A 23,887-nucleotide genomic window follows, 5' to 3' on the forward strand; every position below is an offset into this window, starting at 1 on the left:
TGTCAGTCTCCTCCTTCAAGATAATTATCAATAATTTCTTTTAATTGTTCATAGGCGTCCTGTATAGAAGCATCGTCTAATTGTGTCGCTGCATTAGTTAAATGACCGCCACCGTTCATGCTTTCCATAATTAATTGGACATTCACTTCTCCTAGTGATCGTGCACTAATACCGATTCGTCCATCTTGTCTTTCAGATATGACAAAGGATGCGCTGATTCCACTCATTGTAAGTAATGTATCTGCTGCTTGTGCAATAATTACTGGTCCATATCTTTGACCTGTTTTGCCAAGGGAGATTGCAATATTGTCTCGGTATATTGTTGTACTTTCAATCAAATGGCTTCTTTTAATATAAATATCTAAATCTTCCTTCATAAAACGTTGCACTAAAATCGTATCTGCGCCTTTTGAGCGTAAATAGGAAGCAGCATCAAACGTTCTTGAACCCGTTCTTAGGGTAAAGCTTTTCGTGTCTACAATAATTCCAGCAAGTAACGCTGTTGATTCTAATCTGTTTAACTTCAATGCGTTGGGCTGATATTCAAGTAGTTCCGTTACTAACTCGGCAGTTGATGAAGCATATGGCTCCATATAAACAAGGGTTGGGTGTTCGATAAACTCCTCTCCTCGTCTGTGATGGTCAATAACGACAACATGATCGGTCTTGTTTAATAATTTTTCTTCGATAACAAGAGATGGTTTATGTGTATCGACAACAACAACCAATGTGTTTTTTGTAATGAGTTCCATTGCTTCTACTGGCGATACAAAATTGGACCATAAATCTTCATCTCCTCTTATCTCTTCCATTAATCGTTGTACACCAGTATCAATGTCATTTTCATCGACCACAACAAATCCATTTATGTCGTTCGCCTCTGCTATTTTTGATATCCCAATGGCTGCACCAATCGCATCCATGTCTGGTGACTTATGACCCATAATTAAGACTTGATCACTTTCCTGAACAAGTTGCTTCAAGGCATGAGAAATGACACGTGCTCTTACTCTTGTTCGTTTCTCCATCGGGTTTGTTTTCCCACCATAGAAACGAACTTTTCCGGTTTCATCTTTTAATACGACTTGGTCACCACCGCGCCCCAATGCCAGATCAACACTAGATTGTGCTGTTTCACCTAAGTCTGGTAATGATGCTCCACCGAACCCTATCCCAATACTTAGCGTTAGTGGCACATTTTTATCCGATACTAGTTCTCTTACTTCATCTAAAATTTCAAACTTGGAATTCTCTAGTTCTTGTAGAATTTCCTGATTCATTACAGCTAAAAAGCGCTCTTGTGAAATACGCTTTAAATAGATGCCGTATTTATTTGACCATTCATTAAGCGTGGAGGTGACATTCGAATTAATCTGACTTCTAGACGCATCATCCATTGCTTGAGTGATTTCCTCATAATTGTCTAAGAAAATAATACCGAGCACCGTTTGTTCATTCTGGTATAGATTCTGAATTTCTGTTTGTTTCGTTCGATCAAATAAATAGAGTAGTCTCTCTTCTCGTTTGACTAAAACTTTGAATTCTATCTCATCTAAATGAACCCAAATATCTTCTTTTCCCTCTTTAATCATTGGAATGAGGTCCTCCGAAAAATATTCAAGTGATTGTCCTACAAATGTTTCATTATTAGAAAACTGATTCATATAAGGATTAGTCCATTCAATTTGAAAGTCTTCACTATATAAAACAATCCCTATTGGCATTTCTAATAAAGCTTCTTCTCCTACTTTTTTTACACGATGAGACAATGTAGAAATATATTCTTCTGTCTCACTCAAAATGTGCTTCTCTGAACGCACACTATAATATAATGAAGCCACTAAAATTACAGTCATAACAATTCCTAGCATCCATTGGAAGAACCAAATAAACCCTAATAAAAGAAAGGATAAGGAATAAATAATCCATAAGTGTAAACTTAGTGTTGGCTTCTTAAATAAATCTGGCATCTTTTTCAGCTCCTACGCCCAGATCTGAGCTCACTTTGTTTGTTTCATTCTCTCCTTTAAATCAAACCCTATATCAATTATACCTAAGATTCTAGTTAGATAAAGACCGATTGGAAGAAAAATAATACAAGACAGAATAATTAATATAGGAAATGCATTGGAGAGCCGTTTTTGATGAGAATAAAATAAGATAACAGCAATTCCTTGTAAAGAAAACAACACTCCCATTAAATTGGTTGTATTCACTATCACCGCTTCTAAGCTCCCAGTAGCACCAATTGGTAAAAACGCCAAAAGAATGGTACCTAAATAAAGCCAAATGACTCCCTTTGGAAGGCTAAAGGTACGAAACGGAGGGAAAGCTAATCGTTTTTTTTCTTGCCATAAAATCACTTTATAGCTTAACCATTGTGTAGCAAACGCTAGCCCAATCGAAATAAATACTAAAATGGAAGGAAAAAGGGTAATGATTTGATTCATCTGCTTCTCAATCAAATCTAACTCGTCCGCTCCTAATGGAAGTCCTGTTGATTCTGCCATTGATTTCGTTATCTCTATTGATTCATCAACAACTGATTGATACTGATCAACAAGATTCACCTGCGAAAACAGTTGGACCATCACAAAGATAAGAAGTAAACCAATGGTCACTCCCACAGTTCCTAATGCCCATGTTTCATAAGGGTGTCGTTTTTGATGAATCGCATGACCAATAAAAGTACCAGCACTTATCGCCAATAAAGTTAATGGTAAGGTTCCCGTAAAAAGAAACAACGATAAAATGACGGAAATAATAATAACAAATCCGCCTAATAAAAGTGTAGAAAGATAGCCATATCGCGCTGCATAAAGCACAAAAGGAATGGGCAGTACAAATAGTGCAAATATCTCACTTCCCGGTAAAAAAACAACTACTAATAATAGTAGGAGATATACCAATCCCATCCTTAGTCCATCTTTTAACTGTTGTGTATCATTCATTACTTTCACACCTCTACTGATTTTACTAGCTTAGAAAAAGCACAGCTACCATGTGCTGTGCCTAAGTACTAGCTTTTCTCTTTTATATAATTGTATCTTCTTTCTGCTAAAATCTATACCATTAAGTATAAACCATACGGTCAAATGCTGACAAATATTAATTGTTCAGCTAAAATTCTCTCATTTGTCTGTAGATAAGCGTGAATAAATATGATGATCTTCATACGTTCCATTTATTTTAAGTTCATCACGTAAGGTTCCTTCTCTAGTAAATCCGCAATTCTCTAATACATGAATGGATCCAGTATTTCTTGGCATGACTCCAGCCTCTATCCGATGAAAACCCGCTTCTTGAAAAGCAAATATAACAGCTAAATGCACCGCTTCTGTCATATATCCTTGTCCGGTATATCTGTAGTCAAGTGAATAGCCAATCATACATTTGTCACCAACGTTACGTTCAACAAAGAAGAGATTAACTGTTCCTACTAATTGGTCTGTTTCATTAATAAAAATACCAAATCCATATTGTCTATCTTCTGACCAATCCTGTTGTTGAACTTCTATCATCTCTTCATGACTTTCTAATGTAAAAAAAGCATCTTCTTTGTCAACAGGAGAATAGCGATTAAATATTTCTCTGTTCTCCTTGTTGATCTCTAACAATGCAGTTGCATCGTCTTTTTGTAATTGACGGATGTATATTTTATTTCCAATTAATTTATTCTTCAATACTTTCCACCCCTTAGCGTGCACTTCTTTTCTATATTGTAATCGAACAAAAGAAAATTTGCTCAATTTTTATAAACTGTTGAAATTTTCTGTTATTTGTATTAGACTGTTCTTAATTTAATAAAGTATCTCTTATCCAGAGAGGTGGAGGGACTAGGCCCTTTGAAACCTCAGCAACAGGCCCATGTAGGTACTGTGCTAATTCCAGAAGTGTTATGTACTGAAGATAAGAAGAGCGAGGATAAACACAAACATAACCTCTCTTCTTATCAAAAGAAGAGAGGTTTTTTAAACTTTTACATTATAACCTGGCGTTTCGCTTCGGAAATACACTTCGCGTTCCTGGGGCACGTGCTCAGCTAACTTAGTAAATCAAATATCGATTTACTAAGTGGATCTTCGCATCGTGCTGATCCCCTAGGAGTCTTCGTGTATTTCCTACGCTAATTAGCCAATTTAACCTTAATGTAAAGGCATGTAAACACTATAAAAGATAATAACCTATCTGAATAATTAATCGCTATATCTTTACAGGCAACAAAATAACTTGTTGCTTACTGTTAAAAATAGAAATAAAACTAGCGGAGCAAGTTAAAGGAGACGAGACTCCTGCGGAAACAACACGAACTGAAGATCCACTCGGAAAGCGTTTTTTGCTTATCCGAGTTAGCTGAAGTCGTGTCCGCGGAAAGCGAGTCCCTTTAACTTGTAAAGCGAATGGGGTGAGTAATTTATCTACTGATCTGATGTTGTTAGAAATGTGGTTACCATGCTGTAACCGTGTTTGTATAGATAAATGAATAATAGGAGGGAATATGATGAAGCGTAGTTTAGTAGAAAGATTGCAAGATGGTACAGTTATAGCAGGAGAAGGTTATTTGTTTGAGTTAGAGCGAAGAGGATACTTACAAGCAGGATCATTTGTTCCAGAAGTAGCATTAGATAACCCTGAAGCACTTAAACAAACGTATCGAGACTTTATGCTAGCGGGATCAGATGTTGTATTAGCCTTCACTTATAATGCTCATCGTGAAAAGATGCGAATTATCGGTAAAGAGGAGTTACTAGAGCCACTTAACCGACAAGCCATTCGATTAGCAAAAGAAGTAGCCAAAGAACACCCTACTGAAGAGGCCTTGGTTGCCGGCAATATTTCAAACACGAATATTTTTGATCCAGAAGACCAAGCTTCAAAGGATAAAGTAAGAACAATGTTTGCTGAAATGATAGGTTGGTGTAAAGAAGAAGGTGTTGATTATATTAATGGAGAAACTTTTTATTATCACGAAGAAGCAATAATTGCATTAGAAGAAATTACAAAGCAGGACCTACCTGCTGTGATAACGATCGGACTAATGGGTGAGAACATTCTGCGAGATGGTTACACAGTAGAAGAATCATGTCGTATCCTTTCAGAGCATGGCGCACTAGTTGTAGGAATGAATTGCTTTAGAGGGCCAGATACGATGCAACCTTATTTAGAGAAAATCCGCGATAACGTAGACGGTTATGTTGCTGGTTTACCTGTTCCTTATCGAACAACAGAAGAGCACCCAACGTTCTTTAATTTACCAGATGGCGGCTGCTCATGTCACGGAGGGTTAGAGACGTCATTCCCAACCGCACTCGATCCACTTTATCACAACCGTTATGAACTGGCGGAATGGGCAAAACAAGCAAAATCTATTGGTGTAAATTATATTGGTTTATGTTGCGGTGCATCTCCTGCTATGCTTCGCGCTGTAGCAGAAGCAGTTGGAATAGAAACCGTTAATTCAACCTATTCACCAGATATGGAGAAACACTTTTTATTTGGTAAAGATAAAACATTGAAAAATCATAACCTGAACTATCGAACAAAGGCTTAAAGAAATAGCATAGAAATAGAACTCCTGTTATGATAGTGATAAAAATGTTGCAAAGGGAGTTAGAACATGATTAAAACAATAATATTTGATCTTGATGATACGTTATTGTGGGATAAAAAGAGTGTAAAAACAGCTTTTCAAAAGACTTGTGCGGTAGCAGAAGAAGTACATGGATTAGATACTACTAAATTAGAAGAGTCTGTCCGAGAAGCCGCGCGGGAACTGTATGCGTCTTATGAAACGTACGAATTCACACAATCAATCGGGATTAATCCATTCGAAGGTTTATGGGGAACTTTTGATGATGAGTCAGACGGTTTTAAGAAAATGTACGATATTATTCCTGCCTACCGTAAAGAAGCTTGGAAACGTGGTTTAAATAAGCTTGGTATTGATGATGAAACCTTTGCAAATGATTTAGCAGAACGATTTATTAAAGAAAGAGAAAAGCACCCTTTTGTGTATGAGGAAACGTATAAAACATTAGATGATTTGCATGAAAATTATCAGCTTATTTTATTAACAAATGGTGCGCCATCTTTGCAAGAAAAGAAGCTTACTATTACACCTGAGCTACGTCCCTATTTTGACCACATCATTATCTCTGGTGCTTTTGGCAAAGGAAAGCCAGATCCTAGCATTTTCGACCATGCTATTGGATTAGCAAATGTCGAAAAAGATGAGGCGATTATGGTCGGTGACAACTTGATGACAGATATTTTAGGATCTAACCGAGCTGGTATTCGCAATGTTTGGATTAATAGAGAAGATAAAGAGCTAACTGATGTTAAACCAACCTATGAGATTAACGACCTTAGTGAACTTATTAGTTTAGTTAAAAAGCTTTAATCGTTATTTTTTGAAAGTTACCTTTAACGAGGTAACTTTTTTATGTTAAATTTTATTGCTACTGCTTCGATACTTTGCTATGATATGTTGACGACCGTTCGTAAGGGAGGTTTTTATATGTCTTATCAAGCAATTAAAGATGCTGCATTGAATTTGTTTGCTACTCATGGCTATGAAGGAACATCACTTGCAGCTATCGCAAAGAATGTGGGAATAAAAAAGCAGTCTATCTATACTCATTTTAAAGGAAAAGATGATTTATTTTTACAAGTATTAAAAGAAACGTATACGATTGAGTTAAAAAGAGAAGAAGATTATTTAAGTACAAACTTTGATAAGCCACTAAAGGTTTTTCTGTGGGATGCGTTACAAAGTTATATGTATCGCTTTCGCCATGATAAAAGGCTAAATTTATGGTTGAGAAATTCTTTTCTTCCTCCTAATCATTTGTATGATGAAGTAATTGACTCATTATATGACTACATTGATCAAGTAGACCGATTGTACTTGAAGCGTTTTAAACATGCGTCTATTCAAGGAGAAATAAACCAACCTCCTGCTACTGCGTCGATGGCCTTTTCCGCTTTATTAGATGCAATTGGTATGGAAATGGTTTACGGCGGAGATAAACGCACAGATAGAAAATTTGAGGCTGCTTGGCAAATTTTTTGGCTCGGTATTTCTAGCACAGACAAGACAACTTAGTATTGGGGGGGATTTATTTGTATCATGCACATACACTAAAAGAAAAAATTCGTTTGTTCTTAACTATTGTCTGGCCAATTATGGTCACACAAATTAGTTTATCTGCCATGAACCTTGTCGATACCATGATGGCTGGTCGCGTGGGAACGGATGACTTAGCAGGAGTTGCAATTGGTTCGAGTCTTTGGGCTCCAATATTTACAGGGATGAATGGAATTATGTTGGCCATTACCCCTATTATTGCGCAAATGCTTGGAGCAAATGAACGTCACAAAATTCATTACACGGTTAATCAGGCGTTATATCTTGCTGTTTTAATCGGTGGGAGTATTATCCTGTTAGGTTCTATTGCATTAGATCCAATTTTAACTTTTATGGATCTAGAACCAAGTGTTCAACATATTGCTTTTCATTATTTGATTGGACTTTCTATAGGTATTATCCCGTTATTTCTATCAAATGTGATTCGTAATTTCTTTGATGCACAAGGGTATACACGGATTACTATGTTCATTACTATCTTAGCTGTTCCTTTTAATGTTTTGTTAAACTATAGCTTGATTTTCGGAAATTTTGGCTTACCTAAGTTAGGAGGAATTGGTGCAGGATACGCGACCGGGATTACCTTCTGGATTATTTTTATTACTGGTATGATCATGACATTCAAGGTGAGGTTAGTTAGAGAGTACAAGCTTTTTGTTAAATGGGTAAAACCATCTATTCTCGCTTGGAAAGAACAATTATCAATTGGCGTTCCAATGGGGTTATCTATCTTTTTTGAAGCAAGTATATTCTCAGTTGTCACACTACTTATAGGAATAATGTTTTCAACCAATGTAATTGCCGCAAATCAAATAGTTATTAGCTTTACTACCCTATTATTCATGATTCCATTAAGTATATCGATGGCAATAACGATTGTGGTTGGCTATTCCATTGGCGGAAAGCAGTTAGATGCTGCAAAACAATACTCTTTTATTGGAGTATTTAGTGCGATTGGATTTTTATCAATAGGGTCTATCATCATGATATTATTTAAGGAGCAAATCGCGTACTTTTATACCACGGACCCTGCTGTTGTTCAGATTGCAGCACAGTTATTTATGATAGCTATCTTATACCAACTTTCTGATGCTGCTCAAGCAAGTCTTCAAGGAGTGCTGCGTGGTTATAAAGATGTAAAGTTACCTTTCTATATTGCGTTTGTTTCTTATTGGATCATTGGTATCCCTACCGGATTCATTCTTGCAGCATATACCACTCTCGGCCCTGCAGGTTTTTGGGTTGGTATTTCTTTAGGTTTAACAGGAGCAGCAATTGGATTCTTTATTCGATTAAGAATTGTATATCGAAGAGCGCGGGCAAAAGTAATAGAAGCTGGAGCATAAGCTATTTAATTAATGTAGTAAAAACCGTCAGGAAGCGACTGTATCACCGCTTCCTGACGGTTTAATTGTTACTATCTTTTTTTGCTTCTTCTGCTAATTCCTCAAATGATTTCACCTTACCATGAGGATCTTGTGATTGTTTTCTATTGTTCCATTCACGTTCTCTACGGCTTTTTGATTTAGACATAAGCGTTTTTCTCCTTCTAACTAGTTGGCTTATTTTTATTTTTAGACATTCTTATTTGTTTCGCTTTTTCCTTATGAGCACGATTTGCTGCTGCACTTCCTAATTCCTCAGAGAATTCCGAATCGGTTTTACTGGAATCAAAACCTTGTTTGTTTTTTTGTTGTGGATCATTTTTCTTTGTCCGCTTCGCCATTATCTTCACTCCTTTTATGTTTTTAGTATGTGAAATGAGGAAGTAAATATTCGTGTAAGTGTTGGATAAGGAATAAAAATCAATTTAAAAAGAAGACCCAATATTTGAGTCTTCTTGATTCAATCTATATTTCCATAGCTGTCACGTCATAAATATCTGCTAGTTTTGTTAAACCTTCTACATCAGCATCTGTAACAGTTTTATCAACCGTCAATAGCATAATCGCATCTCCACCTACATCTGCTCGCCCAACTTGCATCGTAGCGATGTTTATTCCTTCTTCAGCTAAGATGCTACCAACTCTTCCAATTGCACCTGGCAAGTCTTTATGATGAATAAATAGTACATGGCCTTCAGGAGCTAAATCAACACTATAATTGTCGACCTTGACGATACGTGCTCCTAACCCATTTAGAAGTGTACCTGCAACGGTATGCTTATTTGTTTTTGTCTTTACTTCTACTGTAATTAAGTTGGTAAAGCCTTGTGTCGAACTTGTTTTTTGTTCATGTATCACAATACCCCGTTGTTCTGCTAAGAATGCCGCGTTTACATCATTAATGTGATCACCAAAGTGGCGTTCTAGCAACCCTTTAATTGTATTTCTTGTTAATGGTGCTACTTCCATCTCATATAAAACACCGGCATAATAAATGGTTATTTCTTCGATCACTTCTTTTGTTACATTCGTTAAAAATAGCCCTAGCTTTTCTGCTAAATTAAAATATGGTTCAATTTTCTTCATCAACTCTTTTGGAACTGATGGTAGATTAACCGGATTTTTGACTGATTCGCCTGTTAAAAACCGAACTACATCATGGCTCACATCAATCGCTACATTTTCTTGTGCTTCTACCGTGCTTGCACCTAAATGTGGTGTAGCAATTACTTCAGCTAATTCAAGTAACTTATGATCTGTTGCTGGTTCTTCCTCAAATACATCTAAGGCAGCTCCTGCGACTTTTCCAGATACAATCGCATCATAAAGTGCGTCTTCTTCAATAATTCCACCACGTGCACAGTTAATGATTTGAACCCCGTCTTTCATTTTTTTAAATGCTTCAGCATCGATTAAATGTTTTGTCTCTTTTAATAACGGTGTGTGTAAGGTAATAAAATCTGCTGAACGAATTACTTCTTCAACTGTTCCATGTGAAACACCCAATCGTTCTGCCTTCTCTTCAGTAAAGAACGGATCATAGGCAATTACCTTCATGCGTTGTCCTTTTGCTCGCATGGCAACCTCTCTACCAATGCGCCCCATTCCAATTACACCTAACGTTTTTCCTTTTAGTTCAACACCTACGTGTGATTTCCTATCCCACTTCTTCTGTAATAATGCATGATAAGCTTGAGGAATTTTTCTAGCAAGAGACATTAACATCGCCATCGCATGTTCTGCAGCTGAATTCGTATTACCATCTGGCGCATTAACGACAATAACACCATGTTCTGTTGCTGCTTCTAGATCAATATTATCGACACCTACACCAGCACGACCAATAATCTTTAAGTTTTTTGCTTTTTCTATAATCTCTCTAGTCACTTTCGTTTGGCTTCGTACGAGCAAAGCATCATAATCAACAATTTTTTCTTTTAATTCATCAACGGTTAAGTCAGTCAACATGTCCACTTCTACTTCTTTTGCTTCTCGTAACGGAAAAATACCATCTTCACTTAACGGATCACTAATTAACACACGGTACGTCATTTTATTTCCCCCTATTTGATTAATGGATTGGTTACATAGGTTCTTCTTCTATTTTACATGAATAGCTTACGAAAATACCGTCACACGCATCTCCTTTCTTCATTTTATTAATATAAATAAAAAAACTTCCCACCCTCTACGTTTGCGTAAGGGGCGAAAAGTTGTAACATCCGCGGTACCACCCTGGTTTTGCTGTCAATAAACAGCCTTTGTTGGATTATGCGTAACGTGCATCACGTGTAGATCTACTACTGTTCAATCTACCTACTCCGAAGTGCTATTTATTGTGCGATTCACTGGTTTTCACCACCCACCAGCTCTCTTAAGAATCGGCCTCAACAAACATGTCTTCTTCTACGTATTATTATTCACAAATAATTTTGAATTTTCATTTATAATAGCACGAATAGAAATTATGTCAACAGATTTTATACAAGTTTTTATATGAAGGCGCGTTCATTTACCTATATGTCTTTCATAAGTCAAATAAGAGTAAAATCTATAGCTAATTGGTATTAACGTAATAAAAGATATCCATTTAGATGAAGGTTCAGCAATTACTGCCCATGCAATTCCTATTAAAATGGATAAAACAAAAAATAAATTACTTGTAAAGCCGTTTAAAGGTTGGTTGTCTAAAAAGAGCGTATAGCCAGTCTTCAAATCTTTTGCATAACAAGCTTCATGATATGGAACAACTATAAATAAATACGTTGTTGTAACCAGATCGTCACGTTCTTTTATGATCTTCTCACATTTATCACAGTAAATAGTTTTTGACAGAATAATCACCTCTTTGTAAAGCAATATCTATTCGATTTTATTCTCTTAATACAATTATTATAATGCATAGTTCTAAAAATTGTTGTTATCTGATCATAAAAATTACTTTCTTTGCCCCAATTAACATGTCTTTATCACCTATAAATAGTTTTATAGATATATTCAGCTTTTTTATTCATTTTCTTGATAAATTAATTGTATGCTTACTGTGTAGTCATTTCTGGTCTATAATTGCATTCCTTTTTATATTTCATATAGGAAAACAGGGAACAATTTTTTAAAAATTGTTCCCTGTTTTGTTTGTCATTCTATTATTTAAATTAAAAAGATATATGTATTTAAGATCAGGTATAAACAGTAAAAAAGACACGATAAGTTCTCTTATCGTGTCTTCATTTAACAATTAATCGTTCACGTAAGGCAATAATGCCATTTGACGTGCGCGCTTGATTGCTCTAGTTAATTTACGTTGATATTTTGCAGAAGTACCTGTTACACGACGAGGAAGAATTTTTCCACGCTCTGAAACAAATTTTCTTAGCAAATCAACATCTTTATAGTCAATGTGTGTAATACCGTTCGCTGTGAAATAACACACCTTACGACGCTTTGAACGTCCACGACGAGCTGCCATCAGAAAGCCCTCCTTTAATTAAACATTAGAATGGTAAATCATCATCTGATATATCAATTGGTTCTCCATTATTTTCAAATGGATTCTTTTCATTCGATTGATTGTTATTTTGATTAAACGATTGGTTTTGGTTGTAGTCAGGTTCATATCCTGCTGATCCTTGTCCACCTTTAGATGAACTAGGCCCACCTCCACCTTTCGATTCAAGAAACTGTACAGAGTCTGCAACAATTTCTGTTACATAGACACGCTTTCCATCTTGACCTTCGAAATTTCTCGTTTGAACACGACCGTCTACTCCTACTAGGCTCCCTTTATTCATAAAGTTTGCTAAGTTTTCAGCAGGTCGTCTCCATACGACACAGTTAATAAAATCTGCTTCTCGTTCGCCTTGTTGATTGGAAAATGGTCGATTAACGGCTAAGGTGAAATTAGCTACTGCAACACCATTTGCAGTATAGCGTAAGTCTGGATCCTTCGTTAACCTGCCGACGAGTACGACACGATTTAACATGAGAATCCCTCCTTATTTGTCGTCTTGACGAATTGCCATATGACGAATAATATCGTCAGAGAACTTCGCTAAACGATCAAATTCATTAATTGCTTTTTCATCGCCTTTGAAATTAATCAATACATAGTAACCATCACGAAAATCATTGATTTCATAAGCAAGACGCTTCTTGCCTTTTTCTTCAACTTTTTCAATTTCCGCACCATTGTCAGTAAGGATACTGTTAAAACGCTCAATCAATGCTGTTTGCGCTTCTTCCTCAATGTTTGGGCGGATGATGTACATGATTTCATAGTTATTCATCCGTTTGCACCTCCTTTTGGTCTTAGCGGCCTACTCCTATTCAGAATAAGCAAGGAGTAATAATTGTTCATTACTCACAATCAAGTATTATACCAAACTTTGTTGAATAACGCAAGATTCAATTCCTTACTTATTATAAAAATCAGGTTTACATTTATACTGATCCAGGCTTACACATTAAAACGGAAATGCATGACATCGCCGTCTTTCACCAAATACTCTTTTCCTTCTAATCGAACGTTCCCCTTTTCCTTGGCGCCACTCATTGAACCGGCTTCTACTAGGTCGTCATATGATACAGTTTCTGCTCGAATAAAACCTCTCTCAAAATCAGTGTGAATAATCCCTGCAGCTTGGGGCGCTTTTATCCCCTTCGTAAATGTCCATGCTCGAACTTCTTGCTCACCAGCAGTAAAGTAAGTAGCTAGTCCAAGTAATTGATACGTAGCTTTTATTAATTGATCTAAACCAGATTCTGCTATACCTAACTCTTCAAGGAACTCTGTTTTCTCTTCTCCTTCAAGCTCTGCAATTTCTGACTCTACTTTTGCACTAATAACAATGACTTCCGCCTCTTCCTTTGCTGCAAAGTCACGAACTTTTTGGACATTGGGGTTATTATCTGCTTCAAGCAACTCATCTTCACCAACGTTCGCCACGTACAAAACAGGTTTACTTGTTAATAAATGTAGTCCTTTTACTAGCTTCTGTTGATCTGTGGTGAACGAAACTGAGCGTGCTGGCATCTCATTTTCAAAAGCATCTTTCAATTTAGCTAATACATCAAACTCTGCAACTGCTTCTTTATCTTTTTGTCTAGCCATTTTTTCTACACGTTGCATACGCTTAGTAACTGTTTCTAGATCTGCTAGTATTAGCTCTAAATTGATTGTTTCAATATCATCAATTGGGTCTACTGCTCCTGAAACATGTGTAATATTCTCATCTTGAAAACATCTAACAACATGACATATTGCATCCACTTGACGAATATGAGATAAAAATTGGTTTCCTAAACCTTCACCCTTACTAGCACCCTTTACAATCCCAGCAATATCAGTAAATTCGAAGGCTGTTGGTACTGTCTTTTTAGGTTTGACTAATTCAGTTAGTTTTCCTAAACGTGCATCAGGTACTTCTACAATACCCACGTTTGGATCTATTGTACAAAACGGATAGTTAGCTGATTCTGCCCCAGCTTGCGTAATTGCGTTAAACAATGTTGATTTTCCAACGTTGGGCAAACCAACGATTCCTGCTGTTAATGCCATAAAAACTTCCACTCCTTAAGGATATACCGCTCATATGAACGTTTCAGTCATTCTAATTATAGGGATAGATATTTCGTTTGACAAGTTAATAAATCATTAAACTAACTATGTTTCATTTGTATAACTCTATCTTTTCCCTAACGATATTTCTACTTTATTCACTCAATGAATAGCTAAACATTAAAATTAACAAAAGTTTCACGTGAAACAACCCTCAAGCTAATCCTCTTGTTCAGCTTTCACTAATATTTTTTTCATTTTTGTTTCAAATTTTCTTCGTGGAATTAGTACACTGTGGTCACAGCCTTCACATTTTATTCGAATGTCCATCCCCATACGAATAATTTTCCATCTGTTTTCTCCACACGGATGTGCTTTTTTCATCTGAACAATATCATTCAGTCCATAATCTTTAGCCAACCTGCTTCCCTCCTAGCAACGACGCACAATAATATACATTTAATATAGTACCATTTTATCACGTTCGCAATCATTTGTATCGATTTAAGAACGGATATAATAATAAACTAGATAAGATATATAAGTTCAGTAAACCATAAAGTGGATATAAGTATTCAATTAAGGTAGCAAAGCCAAAAGTAGTTAATGGCAACATACAAACAACTAAAACGAGAGCTATTAACCACATTGGCATTTGGGTGAATTCTTTTGCTCTTGATACTAGACCTAGTGTTCCTGATACTGCTGTAGTAAAAATTGCGAACCATAATAAAATAGAAATAAAGATAAACATCGTGTAAGGATAATGCTTTAATATAGCGAATAAAGGTATTTCATATACTAGAATATCATTGGCTATTTGCACTAAGCTACTATTGTATAGAAATGAAACAGACCCTAAGATTACACCACTCCCTATACTGGAAAAAAGGGCTTCTTTTTTTGATTTGATTTGTGCACCAATGGCTCCAAGAACGGCAACTAACGGAAGAATATTTAATGCTGTGAATGGAAATGCAGCTACCCAATTGCTTTGTTCTTTTATATCTGCAAATATCATTAGGTCTTGTTTAATAATGAAAGATAGCAACACACCTACTAAACCTACAATTAGTAGTGGTAAAATAATGCTGTTTAATGACAATACACCATCTATGTCCCAAATAAATACGATTACCACAGGGATAGCAATGAATATGATCCCCCACCAATAAGGCAAACGAAATGCCTCCATTGTTACACCACTTCCAGCTAACATTATCACAGTTGTAGTAAATAAATAAATTATGATCATCCCATCATATAAAGGAGCAAAGCGTTTTCCGACTAATTTTTTTAAGACGGGTAAATAATCATATGTTTTGTTTTCGTAACTGATTAACAAAATCGTATAGCAACATACAATGAATAGTAGTGAGAATATTAGAATAGCTAGTCCACTTTCCGGCCCGAAAAATTGCCACAGTTCCCTACCAGAAGCGTAGCCGGCGCCGATCATTGTTCCAATGATTAAAAAAATCCATCTCATACCCGATTTAAACATTATTTTCACTCCTAATTTTTAATAAGAATGTATAGAACAATAAAAATGCTCGTATACTATTAAAAATATGCCTTTGGAGGAGAAGCTATGAATCTAAAAGCTCCAAGTAATACAAAATTGGAGAAAAGATTTGATTATCAATCTGATTTTGTGAAAATAAAAGTAGCTGAATCAATTCACTCTTTGTTACCTACCAACACAAAAGATTTTGTCATTGTATGTATTGGAACAGATCGATCAACTGGTGACGCTTTAGGACCGTTGACAGGAAGCTTGTTAAAGAAAAAAAAACAGCGGAATTTTTCTATATTTGGAACGCTTGAAAATCCTGTACATGCCAAAAATTTAAATGAAACATTAGCCAGTATTCACGAAGCGTTTAATAACCCATTTATATTAGCTGTAGATGCTTGTTTAGGACAACCATCATCTGTTGGTTCTATCAATGTAGGTACTGGAGCATTAAAGCCCGGAGCTGCATTAAATAAAGATCTTCCACCTATTGGTGATCTATATCTAACTGGTATAGTTAATATTGGTGGTTATATGGATTATATGGTCTTACAAAGCACTAGACTTCACATTGTCATGTCTATGGCTGAAATCATTGCAGATGCTTTGCACTATTTAGATATCTATCTCAACCACCCTACTACACAAACTCTTGAAAAAAGAATTAAAATCTAAATATGTAATGTCTTTATAGATTCTTTCTACTAATTGACGGCAAATGTTATTAATAATAAAATCCATGGAATTCAAATTATGTTCATGTTTCACGTGGAACATAACACATTTGCACATAGGAAAAGCCCGGCAATATTGACTGCCAGGCTTGCATTTATTGAAATAATTGAAGTATACGATCTAAATCATCATCAGAGAAAAACTCTATTTCTATTTTTCCTTTTTTCTTACCTTTATGAATTTTAACACCTGTACCTAAATGATTACGCAGTAAACTTTCTCTTTCAGTTATAAAAATATCTTTCTTTTCTTTTGATTTTTTCTTTTGTTCAGGCGCTTTATCATTCAACTGATTAATAAGCTGTTCTAACTGGCGTACGTTTAAGTTATCTTTTTTTATCTTATCTACAACCGGTTGTAATTTCTTTTTATCTTTTAAACCTAAAAGTGTACGACCATGGCCCATTGATAACTCACCATTATTAATTAAAGCCGTAATTGAAGCTGGTAGACTTAACAAACGTATAAAGTTTGCAATATGTGGGCGGCTTTTACCTAAACGTTGAGCCAACTCACCTTGCGTCATATTAAATTCTTCCATCAAATTGGCATAAGCTTGAGCTTCTTCAATTGGAGTCAAATCCTCACGCTGTAAGTTTTCTAACAATGCTAGCTCCATCATCTTCTGATCGGTCATATCTTTTATAATAACTGGAACCTTCTCTAGCCCAGCTTCTTTTGCTGCCCGAAAACGACGCTCACCTGCAACAATTTCATACCCTTTAATACTTTGACGAACGATTAAAGGTTGAAGAATGCCGTACTCAAGAATTGAATCTTTTAATTCTTCAATGGCTTCTGCTTGAAATGTTTTACGTGGTTGATATGGATTGGGACGACATGATTGAACAGGAATTTGTTGTATTGCCTCATCATCATCCGATTCTAACTCTGGGAAGAAAACATTAATTCCTTTCCCTAACCCTTTCGCCATTAGCGATCACTTCCTTTGCTAAATCAAGATATACTTCTGCACCTCTAGATTTCGGATCATAAACGATAATTGGTTGTCCATGGCTCGGGGCTTCACCCAGCCTTATATTTCGTGGGATAATAGATTTGTAGACTTTATCTTGAAAATATTTTTTTACTTCTTCAATCACTTGAAGTCCTAAATTAGTTCTTGCATCAAGCATGGTTAATAAAACACCTTCAATTGCAAGCTGCTTGTTAAGATGCTTCTGTACTAAACGAATCGTGTTTAATAATTGACTTAAACCTTCCAAAGCATAGTATTCACATTGTACTGGAATTAACACACTATCCGATGCGGTTAGAGCATTGATGGTTAATAACCCTAGAGATGGCGGACAATCGATAATAATATAATCATATTTATCCACTAATGGTTCTAGTGCTTTTTTTAATCGAACTTCCCTAGAGATTGTAGGAACAAGTTCAATTTCCGCACCAGCAAGTTGTATCGTTGCTGGAATTACATCTAAATTTTCTACCGTTGTAGGAACACACACCTTGTCTGCATTTAAGTCTTCTACTAAGACGTTGTAAACACATTGGTCCATGTCAGCTTTATTAATACCCGTACCACTTGTCGCATTTCCTTGTGGATCAATGTCTACAAGTAATACTTTATGGTTCATATATGCTAAACATGCGCTTAAATTGACTGAAGATGTTGTTTTTCCTACGCCGCCTTTTTGATTTGCTACGGCGATTATTTTTCCCATGGTGTCACCTACCTAGTTCAAACTCTATTGACTATAAATTATATTCTATCATTTTTTTCGTAAATAAACACAACTTTTATAACTCTTTATCTTTATTGTCAATTATTAGACAAAAGAAAATCCCAATCTTGCGGACATGAAGAAGGGATTTATCAAGTATATTATTTTTTCTTAGGAATTTTTATTGTAATTTGGTAATAATCATCATGATCTTGTTCATCAGTTTCTAAATTAATGCCTGTCTCACTTACCATATGAAGCGATTGTTTAATTGTGTTCATCGCAATCCGCATATCTTTATTAATACCTTTTAAAGTTGGTTTTTTCTTTTTTGGTGTTTGTTCTAATAATTTTTGAATTCGATCTTCAGTCTGTTTTACATTAAGATTTTTATCAATTATTTCAGCTAATAGTTTTTCTTGTTTTTCTGGATCCTTCACACTAATTAATGCACGCGCATGTCTTTCAGTTATTTTTTTTTCTAAAATTGCTGATTGAACAGCTTCTGGAAGCTTAAGTAGACGCATCTTATTAGCAATAGTTGATTGGCTTTTACCTAATCGTTGTGCCAATGCTTCTTGTGTTAGACCATGTAATTCTAGTAATCTTTCATATGCTTTTGCTTCTTCAATAACGGTAAGTTCTTCACGCTGTAAATTTTCTATTAGTGCAACCGAGGCAGTTTCAGTATCACTCATTTCTCGAATAATTGCCGGCACTGTTTCCCATTCTAAAGATGTCACTGCTCGCCATCTTCTTTCGCCCGCAATCAATTCAAAAGTTCTACCTTGTTCATCAGGAGTCATCTTTCGCACCACAATTGGTTGAATCATACCATGTGTGTGAATCGTCTGTGCCAATTCTTCAATTTTTTCTTGATTAAAAATTGAACGAGGCTGATAACGATTTGCAGCAATTTCCTTCACCGGTATTTGAATGACTTCATCTGGAACATATTCTTCTTCTATAACTTCTTCTTCCTTGTCACCTATGCCGAATATTCGGCTAAATGGGTGTAACATTCACTAGACACCACCTTAATCTCTTTCCTATGCTACCTTATTATAACCATCTAATGGTTTCACAGGATTGTATAATGAAGTAGCTTTTGATGATATGTTTCACGTGAAACATATCATCATTTTTCCTAAGATAAGTTCTTCGTTCTTATCTACGACGTTATTCTGTTCTTATTCTACCATATAATCTTCTAAAATAGTAAGATGTTCTAATAGAATTAAAAAATAGCTAATATACTTTATTATGCTTGTCCAGGAAATTTTGTTAGAAATGATTATTTCAACATTCGCTTTATTGAATTGGTGTTTTGTTTGGTACACCTGGTTTCCTTGGGTATTTCTTTGGTGTCTTTCTTTTTTTATTAAAAATAATAATGTTGCGCTCTCCACTATCTTCTGGTAATTCAAATGTATTCACTTCATTAATTTCTCCACCGAGTAATTCAATAGCTGCTTTGGCATCTTCTATTTCTGTAACAGCGTTAGGACCTTTCATTGCAATAAATGTTCCGCCTGTTTTGCATAACGGCAAGCACAGTTCACTTAATACAGATGTTCTGGCAACGGCTCTAGCCATAACGACATCAAATGAGTGTCTAAATTGTTCTTGCTTGCCAAAGAGTTCTGCTCGATCATGATAAAATGCAACTCCATCAAGATCTAAATTATGCGCTAATTGATTTAGGAAAGTAATCCTTTTTTGTAATGAATCTACAATTGTTACCTTGATATGAGGGAAGCATATTTTTAAGGGAATACTAGGAAAACCCGCTCCTGCTCCTACATCACACAGATGTATCTCCTTTGTGAAATCAAAGTAAAAGGCAGCGGTAATTGAATCATAAAAATGTTTCAAATACACTTCTTCTTCTTCAGTGATTGCAGTTAAATTTATTTTCTGATTCCATTCAATTAATGTATTAAAGTATATATCAAATTGGTTCTTCTGTTTTTCTGATAGCTCAATGCCGTGTTCTTTTAACCGATCTGCAAAGGTCTCTGCATTCATTACTAACAACCCTTTCTGTTGTCAAACAGCTTTTTATGATTGATTGACTCTAGCAATATTTCCTTGTTCAATGTAAACGAGCAAAATGGAAACGTCAGCGGGGTTTACACCTGAAATACGAGAAGCTTGACCTACTGATAACGGTCGAACCTTTTTTAACTTATGCTTCGCTTCTGTCGCTATCCCACCAATTGCATCATAATCAATATTATCAGGAATAAGTTTGTTTTCCATTTTTTTCATTTTTTCTACTTGTTGATTTGATTTCTCTATATAACCTTGATATTTAATTTGAATTTCCACTTGTTCTTTCACATCATTTGGTAAATCGGTTGTTTCTTCTAGTATTTTTTCAATAAATGCATAATTTACCTCTGGTCGCTTAAGTAAGTCAACTGCTTTTGTTGGTTCTTTTAATGGTGTTGCATTAATTGTTTCCATTAGTTGATTAAGTTGATCTGAAGGCTTAATGGTTTGTTTTGCTAAACGTTTTTTCTCTATTTCTACTTGTTCTTGTTTTTCAACAAAATTGCTATAACGTTGTTCCGAAATCAAACCTAAACGATGGCCAATCTCTGTTAGACGCATGTCTGCATTGTCATGTCTCAATAATAAACGATACTCTGCTCTAGAAGTTAATAAACGATAAGGTTCGTTTGTTCCTTTTGTTACTAAGTCATCAATTAATACACCTATATATGCTTGTGAACGGTCAAGAATTAAGTTTTCTGCATTCAATGCTTTTGCTGCTGCATTTATTCCAGCGATAAGTCCTTGTCCTGCTGCTTCTTCATATCCTGAAGTACCGTTGATTTGACCAGCTGTAAATAACCCTTCTATCTTTTTAACTTCTAATGTAGGCCATAACTGTGTAGGAACAACTGCATCATATTCTATTGCATAGCCACTACGCATGATCTCCGCTTCTTCTAATCCTGGAATGGAACGTAGCATTTCTCTTTGTACAAATTCTGGTAAAGAAGTAGATAGCCCTTGAACATAAATTTCTTCTGTATTTCTACCTTCTGGTTCCAGGAAAATTTGATGACGTGGTTTATCATGGAAACGAACTACTTTATCTTCAATAGAAGGACAATAGCGCGGGCCCGTTCCTTTAATCATTCCAGAATACATTGCGGATAAACCAAGATTATCATCAATGATTTGGTGCGTTTTTTCATTTGTATACGTTAACCAACATGGGATTTGCTCCACTATTGCATCAACAGTTTCATATGAAAAATGGCTTGGATTCTCGTCACCTGGTTGTATTTCTGTTTTAGAATAATCAATGGTATGACTATTCACACGTGGTGGTGTACCTGTTTTAAAACGAACAAGCTCAAATCCTAGTTCCTCTAAGTTTTCCGATAACTTAACAGAAGCGCGTTGATTGTTTGGACCACTCTCGTAGGACAGATCTCCAATAATTACACGTCCACGCATAAATGTTCCTGTAGTAATAATCACTGTTTTTGCATAGAAAGCTGCTTTTGTTTCTGTAATAACTCCCTTACAAACACCATCTTCAACAATTAATTTTTCCACCATTGCTTGGCGTATAGTTAAGTTCTCCAAATTCTCTAATTGTTGTTTCATTTCTTGAATATATAAAGGCTTATCTGCTTGTGCACGTAATGCCCTAACAGCTGGACCTTTTCCTGTGTTTAACATACGCATTTGGATATACGTTTTATCAATTACTTTGCCCATCAGCCCACCTAATGCGTCTACTTCTCGAACAACAACACCTTTTGCCGGTCCACCAATAGATGGGTTACATGGCATAAAGGCAATCATATCTAGATTTAATGTAAGCATTAATGTTTTAGCTCCACGCTTGGCACTAGCATTAGCAGCTTCAACACCTGCATGTCCTGCTCCAATAACGATTACATCAAAATTACCTGCTTCATATGTCATTAAATTGACACTCCTTTATTGCCTACTTCTCGCAGACGAAATTACTTATTTTCCTAAACAAAATTGTGAGAACAACTGGTCAATTAAGCTATCCTGCACGGTATCACCGACAATCTCTCCAAGTAATTGCCATGCCCGCGTCACATCAATCTGAACTAAATCAATCGGCATACCTGCTTGCATTGCAGACATTGCTTCGTCTAATGCCGCAATTGCTTGTTTTAACAACTGAATGTGTCGAACATTGGAGACATAGGTTAGATCGTTCGCTTCAATTTCCCCAGCAAAGAAAGTTTCAGCAATTGCTTCTTCTAATTGATTTATTCCTTTTTCTTCAATTAATGCAGTTGTAATAATTGGATGATTACCTGCTAACTGTTTTACTTTATCAAGATCAATTTTTTGTGGCAGATCTGTTTTATTTACTAAAACGATCGTTTCTAAATCACGTACTAATTCAAATAGCTGTTCATCTTCTTCTGTTAAAACTTCATTTTGATTGATCACTAGCAAAATTAAATCTGCTTCTTTTAATACTTGCCTAGATCTTTCGACACCTATTTTTTCCACAATGTCTTCTGTATCACGAATTCCAGCGGTATCTACTAAACGTAGTGGTACTCCTCTAATATTGACATACTCCTCTATTACATCGCGTGTTGTCCCAGGAATATCTGTTACAATTGCTTTATTCTCTTGGACTAACGCATTCAATAGTGAAGATTTCCCTACATTGGGTCGTCCAATAATAGCAGTAGAGATGCCTTCTCGTAAAATTTTACCTTGTTTCGCCATTTGCAACAAACGTTCAATTTCTTGTTGTACATGAGTCGTTTTCGTTTGCATTAGCTCATGTGACATCTCTTCCACATCGTCATACTCTGGATAATCGATGTTTACCTCTACATGTGCTACCGTTTCAATTAATTCTTGTCTTAATTTATGAATTAATTTAGATAATTTTCCGTCTAACTGCTTTATGGCAACATCCATTGCTTTATCCGTTTTGGCACGTATTAAATCCATTACTGCTTCCGCTTGTGATAAGTCAATTCGTCCATTTAAAAAGGCACGTTTCGTAAACTCACCTGGTTCAGCTAATCGAGCTCCCATTTGCAAGGTTAACTCCAATAAACGATTAACTGAAGCTAATCCACCATGACAATTTATTTCTACGACATCTTCTCTCGTGAACGTTTTAGGTGCTTTTAGAATACTAACCATTACTTCTTCAATGACCTGATTTGTTGTCGGGTCAATGATTTTCCCATAATGTATTGTATGTGAATCTACTTGTGTTAAATCTTTCCCATAGAAAAGTTGATTTGCAATGCCAACAGCTTCTTCTCCACTTAATCGAACGATAGCAATGGCTCCTTCACCTAATGGTGTCGATATTGCAGCAATCGTATCTTTTTCCATCTCTTCACCCCACTTTTTCTCTTCAACGTCTTCATTTATCATTAACTAATTCGTTTATATTAGACACTTGTCACTAACTTACAAGAATATCATATAATTATCGTACTTGAAAAGCAATTTTATCAATTGTTTATCCACATGTGTATATCAACTCAACTATCTTTTTATATACCTTCTTTTCCACCTTTTTGTTATCCACATGTTAATAACTTTTTATTTTATATTTTTTATCATCAAAAAAAAGAGCCATCTCGACTGTGATGTGACCCCAAAAAGTTAGAGTATTATATTAAGCAGCTAATTGGCTGGTGTGAATTCGGTATTGAACTGGACTCATGCCTGCCAATTTTTGCTTTATGCGCTTATTATTATAATAATTGATATGTTCCTTAATTTTATTTTTTAATTCTTCAAACGAGCACAGTGCCTCTCCGTAATACATCTCTTGTTTTAGTAAACCAAAAAAGTTCTCCATGGGCGAATTAT

At 35.6% G+C, this 23,887-nt stretch carries 25 protein-coding genes, 1 riboswitch and 1 other annotated feature; of the genes, 5 read left to right on the forward strand and 20 right to left on the reverse strand.

Going from position 1 to position 23,887, the window contains the following annotated elements; genetic code table 11:
• Positions 1–2 precede the first annotated feature (2 nt).
• The 3 genes from HP569_RS06400 to HP569_RS06410 all read right to left on the reverse strand — a co-directional run bounded on the left by HP569_RS06400 (position 3) and on the right by HP569_RS06410 (position 3,683).
• Positions 3–1,970 carry a DHH family phosphoesterase gene (locus HP569_RS06400; protein ID WP_182200327.1) on the reverse strand — a complete coding sequence of 656 codons (1,968 nt, stop codon included), beginning with the start codon at positions 1,968–1,970 and terminating at the stop codon, positions 3–5.
• Positions 1,971–2,000: 30 nt separating this feature from the next.
• The gene (locus tag HP569_RS06405; RefSeq protein WP_182200328.1) at positions 2,001–2,951 is read right to left on the reverse strand and encodes a YybS family protein; all 951 of its coding nucleotides are present in this window, start codon (positions 2,949–2,951) and stop codon (positions 2,001–2,003) included.
• 180 nt (positions 2,952–3,131) lie between these two features.
• Positions 3,132–3,683, reverse strand: a complete 552-nt coding sequence (locus tag HP569_RS06410) for a GNAT family N-acetyltransferase (protein WP_182200329.1) — start codon at positions 3,681–3,683, stop codon at positions 3,132–3,134.
• Positions 3,684–3,812: 129 nt separating this feature from the next.
• A riboswitch (SAM riboswitch) is annotated at positions 3,813–3,916 on the forward strand.
• A gap of 585 nt (positions 3,917–4,501) precedes the next feature.
• Here HP569_RS06410 and HP569_RS06415 point away from each other — a divergent pair.
• The 4 genes from HP569_RS06415 to HP569_RS06430 all read left to right on the forward strand — a co-directional run bounded on the left by HP569_RS06415 (position 4,502) and on the right by HP569_RS06430 (position 8,493).
• Positions 4,502–5,551 carry a homocysteine S-methyltransferase family protein gene (locus HP569_RS06415; RefSeq protein WP_182200330.1) on the forward strand — a complete coding sequence of 350 codons (1,050 nt, stop codon included), beginning with the start codon at positions 4,502–4,504 and terminating at the stop codon, positions 5,549–5,551.
• A gap of 66 nt (positions 5,552–5,617) precedes the next feature.
• Positions 5,618–6,400 carry an HAD family hydrolase gene (locus HP569_RS06420; protein ID WP_182200331.1) on the forward strand — a complete coding sequence of 261 codons (783 nt, stop codon included), beginning with the start codon at positions 5,618–5,620 and terminating at the stop codon, positions 6,398–6,400.
• Positions 6,401–6,517: 117 nt separating this feature from the next.
• Positions 6,518–7,105 (forward strand): TetR/AcrR family transcriptional regulator, encoded by a 588-nt coding sequence (locus HP569_RS06425; RefSeq protein WP_182200332.1) that lies wholly within the window; start codon positions 6,518–6,520, stop codon positions 7,103–7,105.
• Between the two features lie 17 nt (positions 7,106–7,122).
• Positions 7,123–8,493 carry an MATE family efflux transporter gene (locus HP569_RS06430; RefSeq protein ID WP_182200333.1) on the forward strand — a complete coding sequence of 457 codons (1,371 nt, stop codon included), beginning with the start codon at positions 7,123–7,125 and terminating at the stop codon, positions 8,491–8,493.
• Positions 8,494–8,554: 61 nt separating this feature from the next.
• On the opposite strand, the gene HP569_RS14345 is transcribed toward HP569_RS06430, so the two are convergent.
• The 10 genes from HP569_RS14345 to HP569_RS06475 form a co-directional block, all read right to left on the reverse strand.
• Positions 8,555–8,680 (reverse strand): DUF6254 family protein, encoded by a 126-nt coding sequence (locus tag HP569_RS14345; RefSeq protein WP_220464451.1) that lies wholly within the window; start codon positions 8,678–8,680, stop codon positions 8,555–8,557.
• Between the two features lie 16 nt (positions 8,681–8,696).
• Positions 8,697–8,873, reverse strand: a complete 177-nt coding sequence (locus tag HP569_RS06435; protein ID WP_182200334.1) for a hypothetical protein — start codon at positions 8,871–8,873, stop codon at positions 8,697–8,699.
• A gap of 124 nt (positions 8,874–8,997) precedes the next feature.
• Positions 8,998–10,584 carry a phosphoglycerate dehydrogenase gene (gene serA / locus HP569_RS06440; RefSeq protein WP_182200335.1) on the reverse strand — a complete coding sequence of 529 codons (1,587 nt, stop codon included), beginning with the start codon at positions 10,582–10,584 and terminating at the stop codon, positions 8,998–9,000.
• 146 nt (positions 10,585–10,730) lie between these two features.
• Positions 10,731–10,950 (reverse strand) — a binding site (T-box leader).
• A 90-nt stretch (positions 10,951–11,040) separates the two neighbouring features.
• The gene (locus HP569_RS06445; protein WP_182200336.1) at positions 11,041–11,391 is read right to left on the reverse strand and encodes a hypothetical protein; all 351 of its coding nucleotides are present in this window, start codon (positions 11,389–11,391) and stop codon (positions 11,041–11,043) included.
• A 379-nt stretch (positions 11,392–11,770) separates the two neighbouring features.
• Positions 11,771–12,001 carry a 30S ribosomal protein S18 gene (rpsR, locus tag HP569_RS06450; protein ID WP_090851159.1) on the reverse strand — a complete coding sequence of 77 codons (231 nt, stop codon included), beginning with the start codon at positions 11,999–12,001 and terminating at the stop codon, positions 11,771–11,773.
• 25 nt (positions 12,002–12,026) lie between these two features.
• Complete coding sequence (gene ssb / locus HP569_RS06455; RefSeq protein ID WP_182200337.1) at positions 12,027–12,515, reverse strand: single-stranded DNA-binding protein; 489 nt, start codon at positions 12,513–12,515, stop codon at positions 12,027–12,029.
• 12 nt (positions 12,516–12,527) lie between these two features.
• Positions 12,528–12,818, reverse strand: a complete 291-nt coding sequence (gene rpsF, locus HP569_RS06460; RefSeq protein WP_182200338.1) for a 30S ribosomal protein S6 — start codon at positions 12,816–12,818, stop codon at positions 12,528–12,530.
• Between the two features lie 170 nt (positions 12,819–12,988).
• Complete coding sequence (ychF, locus tag HP569_RS06465) at positions 12,989–14,089, reverse strand: redox-regulated ATPase YchF (protein ID WP_182200339.1); 1,101 nt, start codon at positions 14,087–14,089, stop codon at positions 12,989–12,991.
• 219 nt (positions 14,090–14,308) lie between these two features.
• Positions 14,309–14,509 carry a DUF951 domain-containing protein gene (locus tag HP569_RS06470; protein ID WP_182200340.1) on the reverse strand — a complete coding sequence of 67 codons (201 nt, stop codon included), beginning with the start codon at positions 14,507–14,509 and terminating at the stop codon, positions 14,309–14,311.
• A 70-nt stretch (positions 14,510–14,579) separates the two neighbouring features.
• The gene (locus HP569_RS06475; RefSeq protein WP_182200341.1) at positions 14,580–15,593 is read right to left on the reverse strand and encodes a YkvI family membrane protein; all 1,014 of its coding nucleotides are present in this window, start codon (positions 15,591–15,593) and stop codon (positions 14,580–14,582) included.
• An 87-nt stretch (positions 15,594–15,680) separates the two neighbouring features.
• On the opposite strand from HP569_RS06475, the gene yyaC reads away from it, so the two are divergent.
• Positions 15,681–16,280: a spore protease YyaC gene (yyaC, locus tag HP569_RS06480; protein ID WP_182200342.1), complete on the forward strand. Its 600-nt coding sequence runs from the start codon at positions 15,681–15,683 to the stop codon at positions 16,278–16,280.
• Between the two features lie 154 nt (positions 16,281–16,434).
• Here yyaC and HP569_RS06485 read toward each other — a convergent pair whose 3' ends face one another.
• From HP569_RS06485 to HP569_RS06515, 7 genes are all read right to left on the reverse strand, one after another.
• Positions 16,435–17,274 carry a ParB/RepB/Spo0J family partition protein gene (locus tag HP569_RS06485; RefSeq protein ID WP_182200343.1) on the reverse strand — a complete coding sequence of 280 codons (840 nt, stop codon included), beginning with the start codon at positions 17,272–17,274 and terminating at the stop codon, positions 16,435–16,437.
• Complete coding sequence (locus HP569_RS06490; RefSeq protein ID WP_182200344.1) at positions 17,246–18,028, reverse strand: ParA family protein; 783 nt, start codon at positions 18,026–18,028, stop codon at positions 17,246–17,248. Before HP569_RS06490 ends, HP569_RS06485 begins: the two co-directional genes overlap by 29 nt.
• A 161-nt stretch (positions 18,029–18,189) precedes the next feature.
• The gene (gene noc / locus HP569_RS06495) at positions 18,190–19,050 is read right to left on the reverse strand and encodes a nucleoid occlusion protein (RefSeq protein WP_182200345.1); all 861 of its coding nucleotides are present in this window, start codon (positions 19,048–19,050) and stop codon (positions 18,190–18,192) included.
• 289 nt (positions 19,051–19,339) lie between these two features.
• On the reverse strand, positions 19,340–20,056 hold the full coding sequence (rsmG, locus tag HP569_RS06500) for a 16S rRNA (guanine(527)-N(7))-methyltransferase RsmG (RefSeq protein WP_182200346.1): 717 nt from the start codon (positions 20,054–20,056) through the stop codon (positions 19,340–19,342).
• Between the two features lie 33 nt (positions 20,057–20,089).
• Positions 20,090–21,979: a tRNA uridine-5-carboxymethylaminomethyl(34) synthesis enzyme MnmG gene (gene mnmG, locus HP569_RS06505; RefSeq protein ID WP_182200347.1), complete on the reverse strand. Its 1,890-nt coding sequence runs from the start codon at positions 21,977–21,979 to the stop codon at positions 20,090–20,092.
• A 45-nt stretch (positions 21,980–22,024) separates the two neighbouring features.
• Complete coding sequence (gene mnmE / locus HP569_RS06510; protein WP_182200366.1) at positions 22,025–23,401, reverse strand: tRNA uridine-5-carboxymethylaminomethyl(34) synthesis GTPase MnmE; 1,377 nt, start codon at positions 23,399–23,401, stop codon at positions 22,025–22,027.
• A gap of 289 nt (positions 23,402–23,690) precedes the next feature.
• On the reverse strand, positions 23,691–23,887 hold a 197-nt coding region (locus HP569_RS06515; RefSeq protein WP_182199027.1), incomplete at its 5' end, for an IS3 family transposase.

The organism is Paraliobacillus salinarum (assembly GCF_014083865.1).
In the GTDB taxonomy this organism is placed as follows: domain Bacteria; phylum Bacillota; class Bacilli; order Bacillales; family Amphibacillaceae; genus Paraliobacillus; species Paraliobacillus salinarum.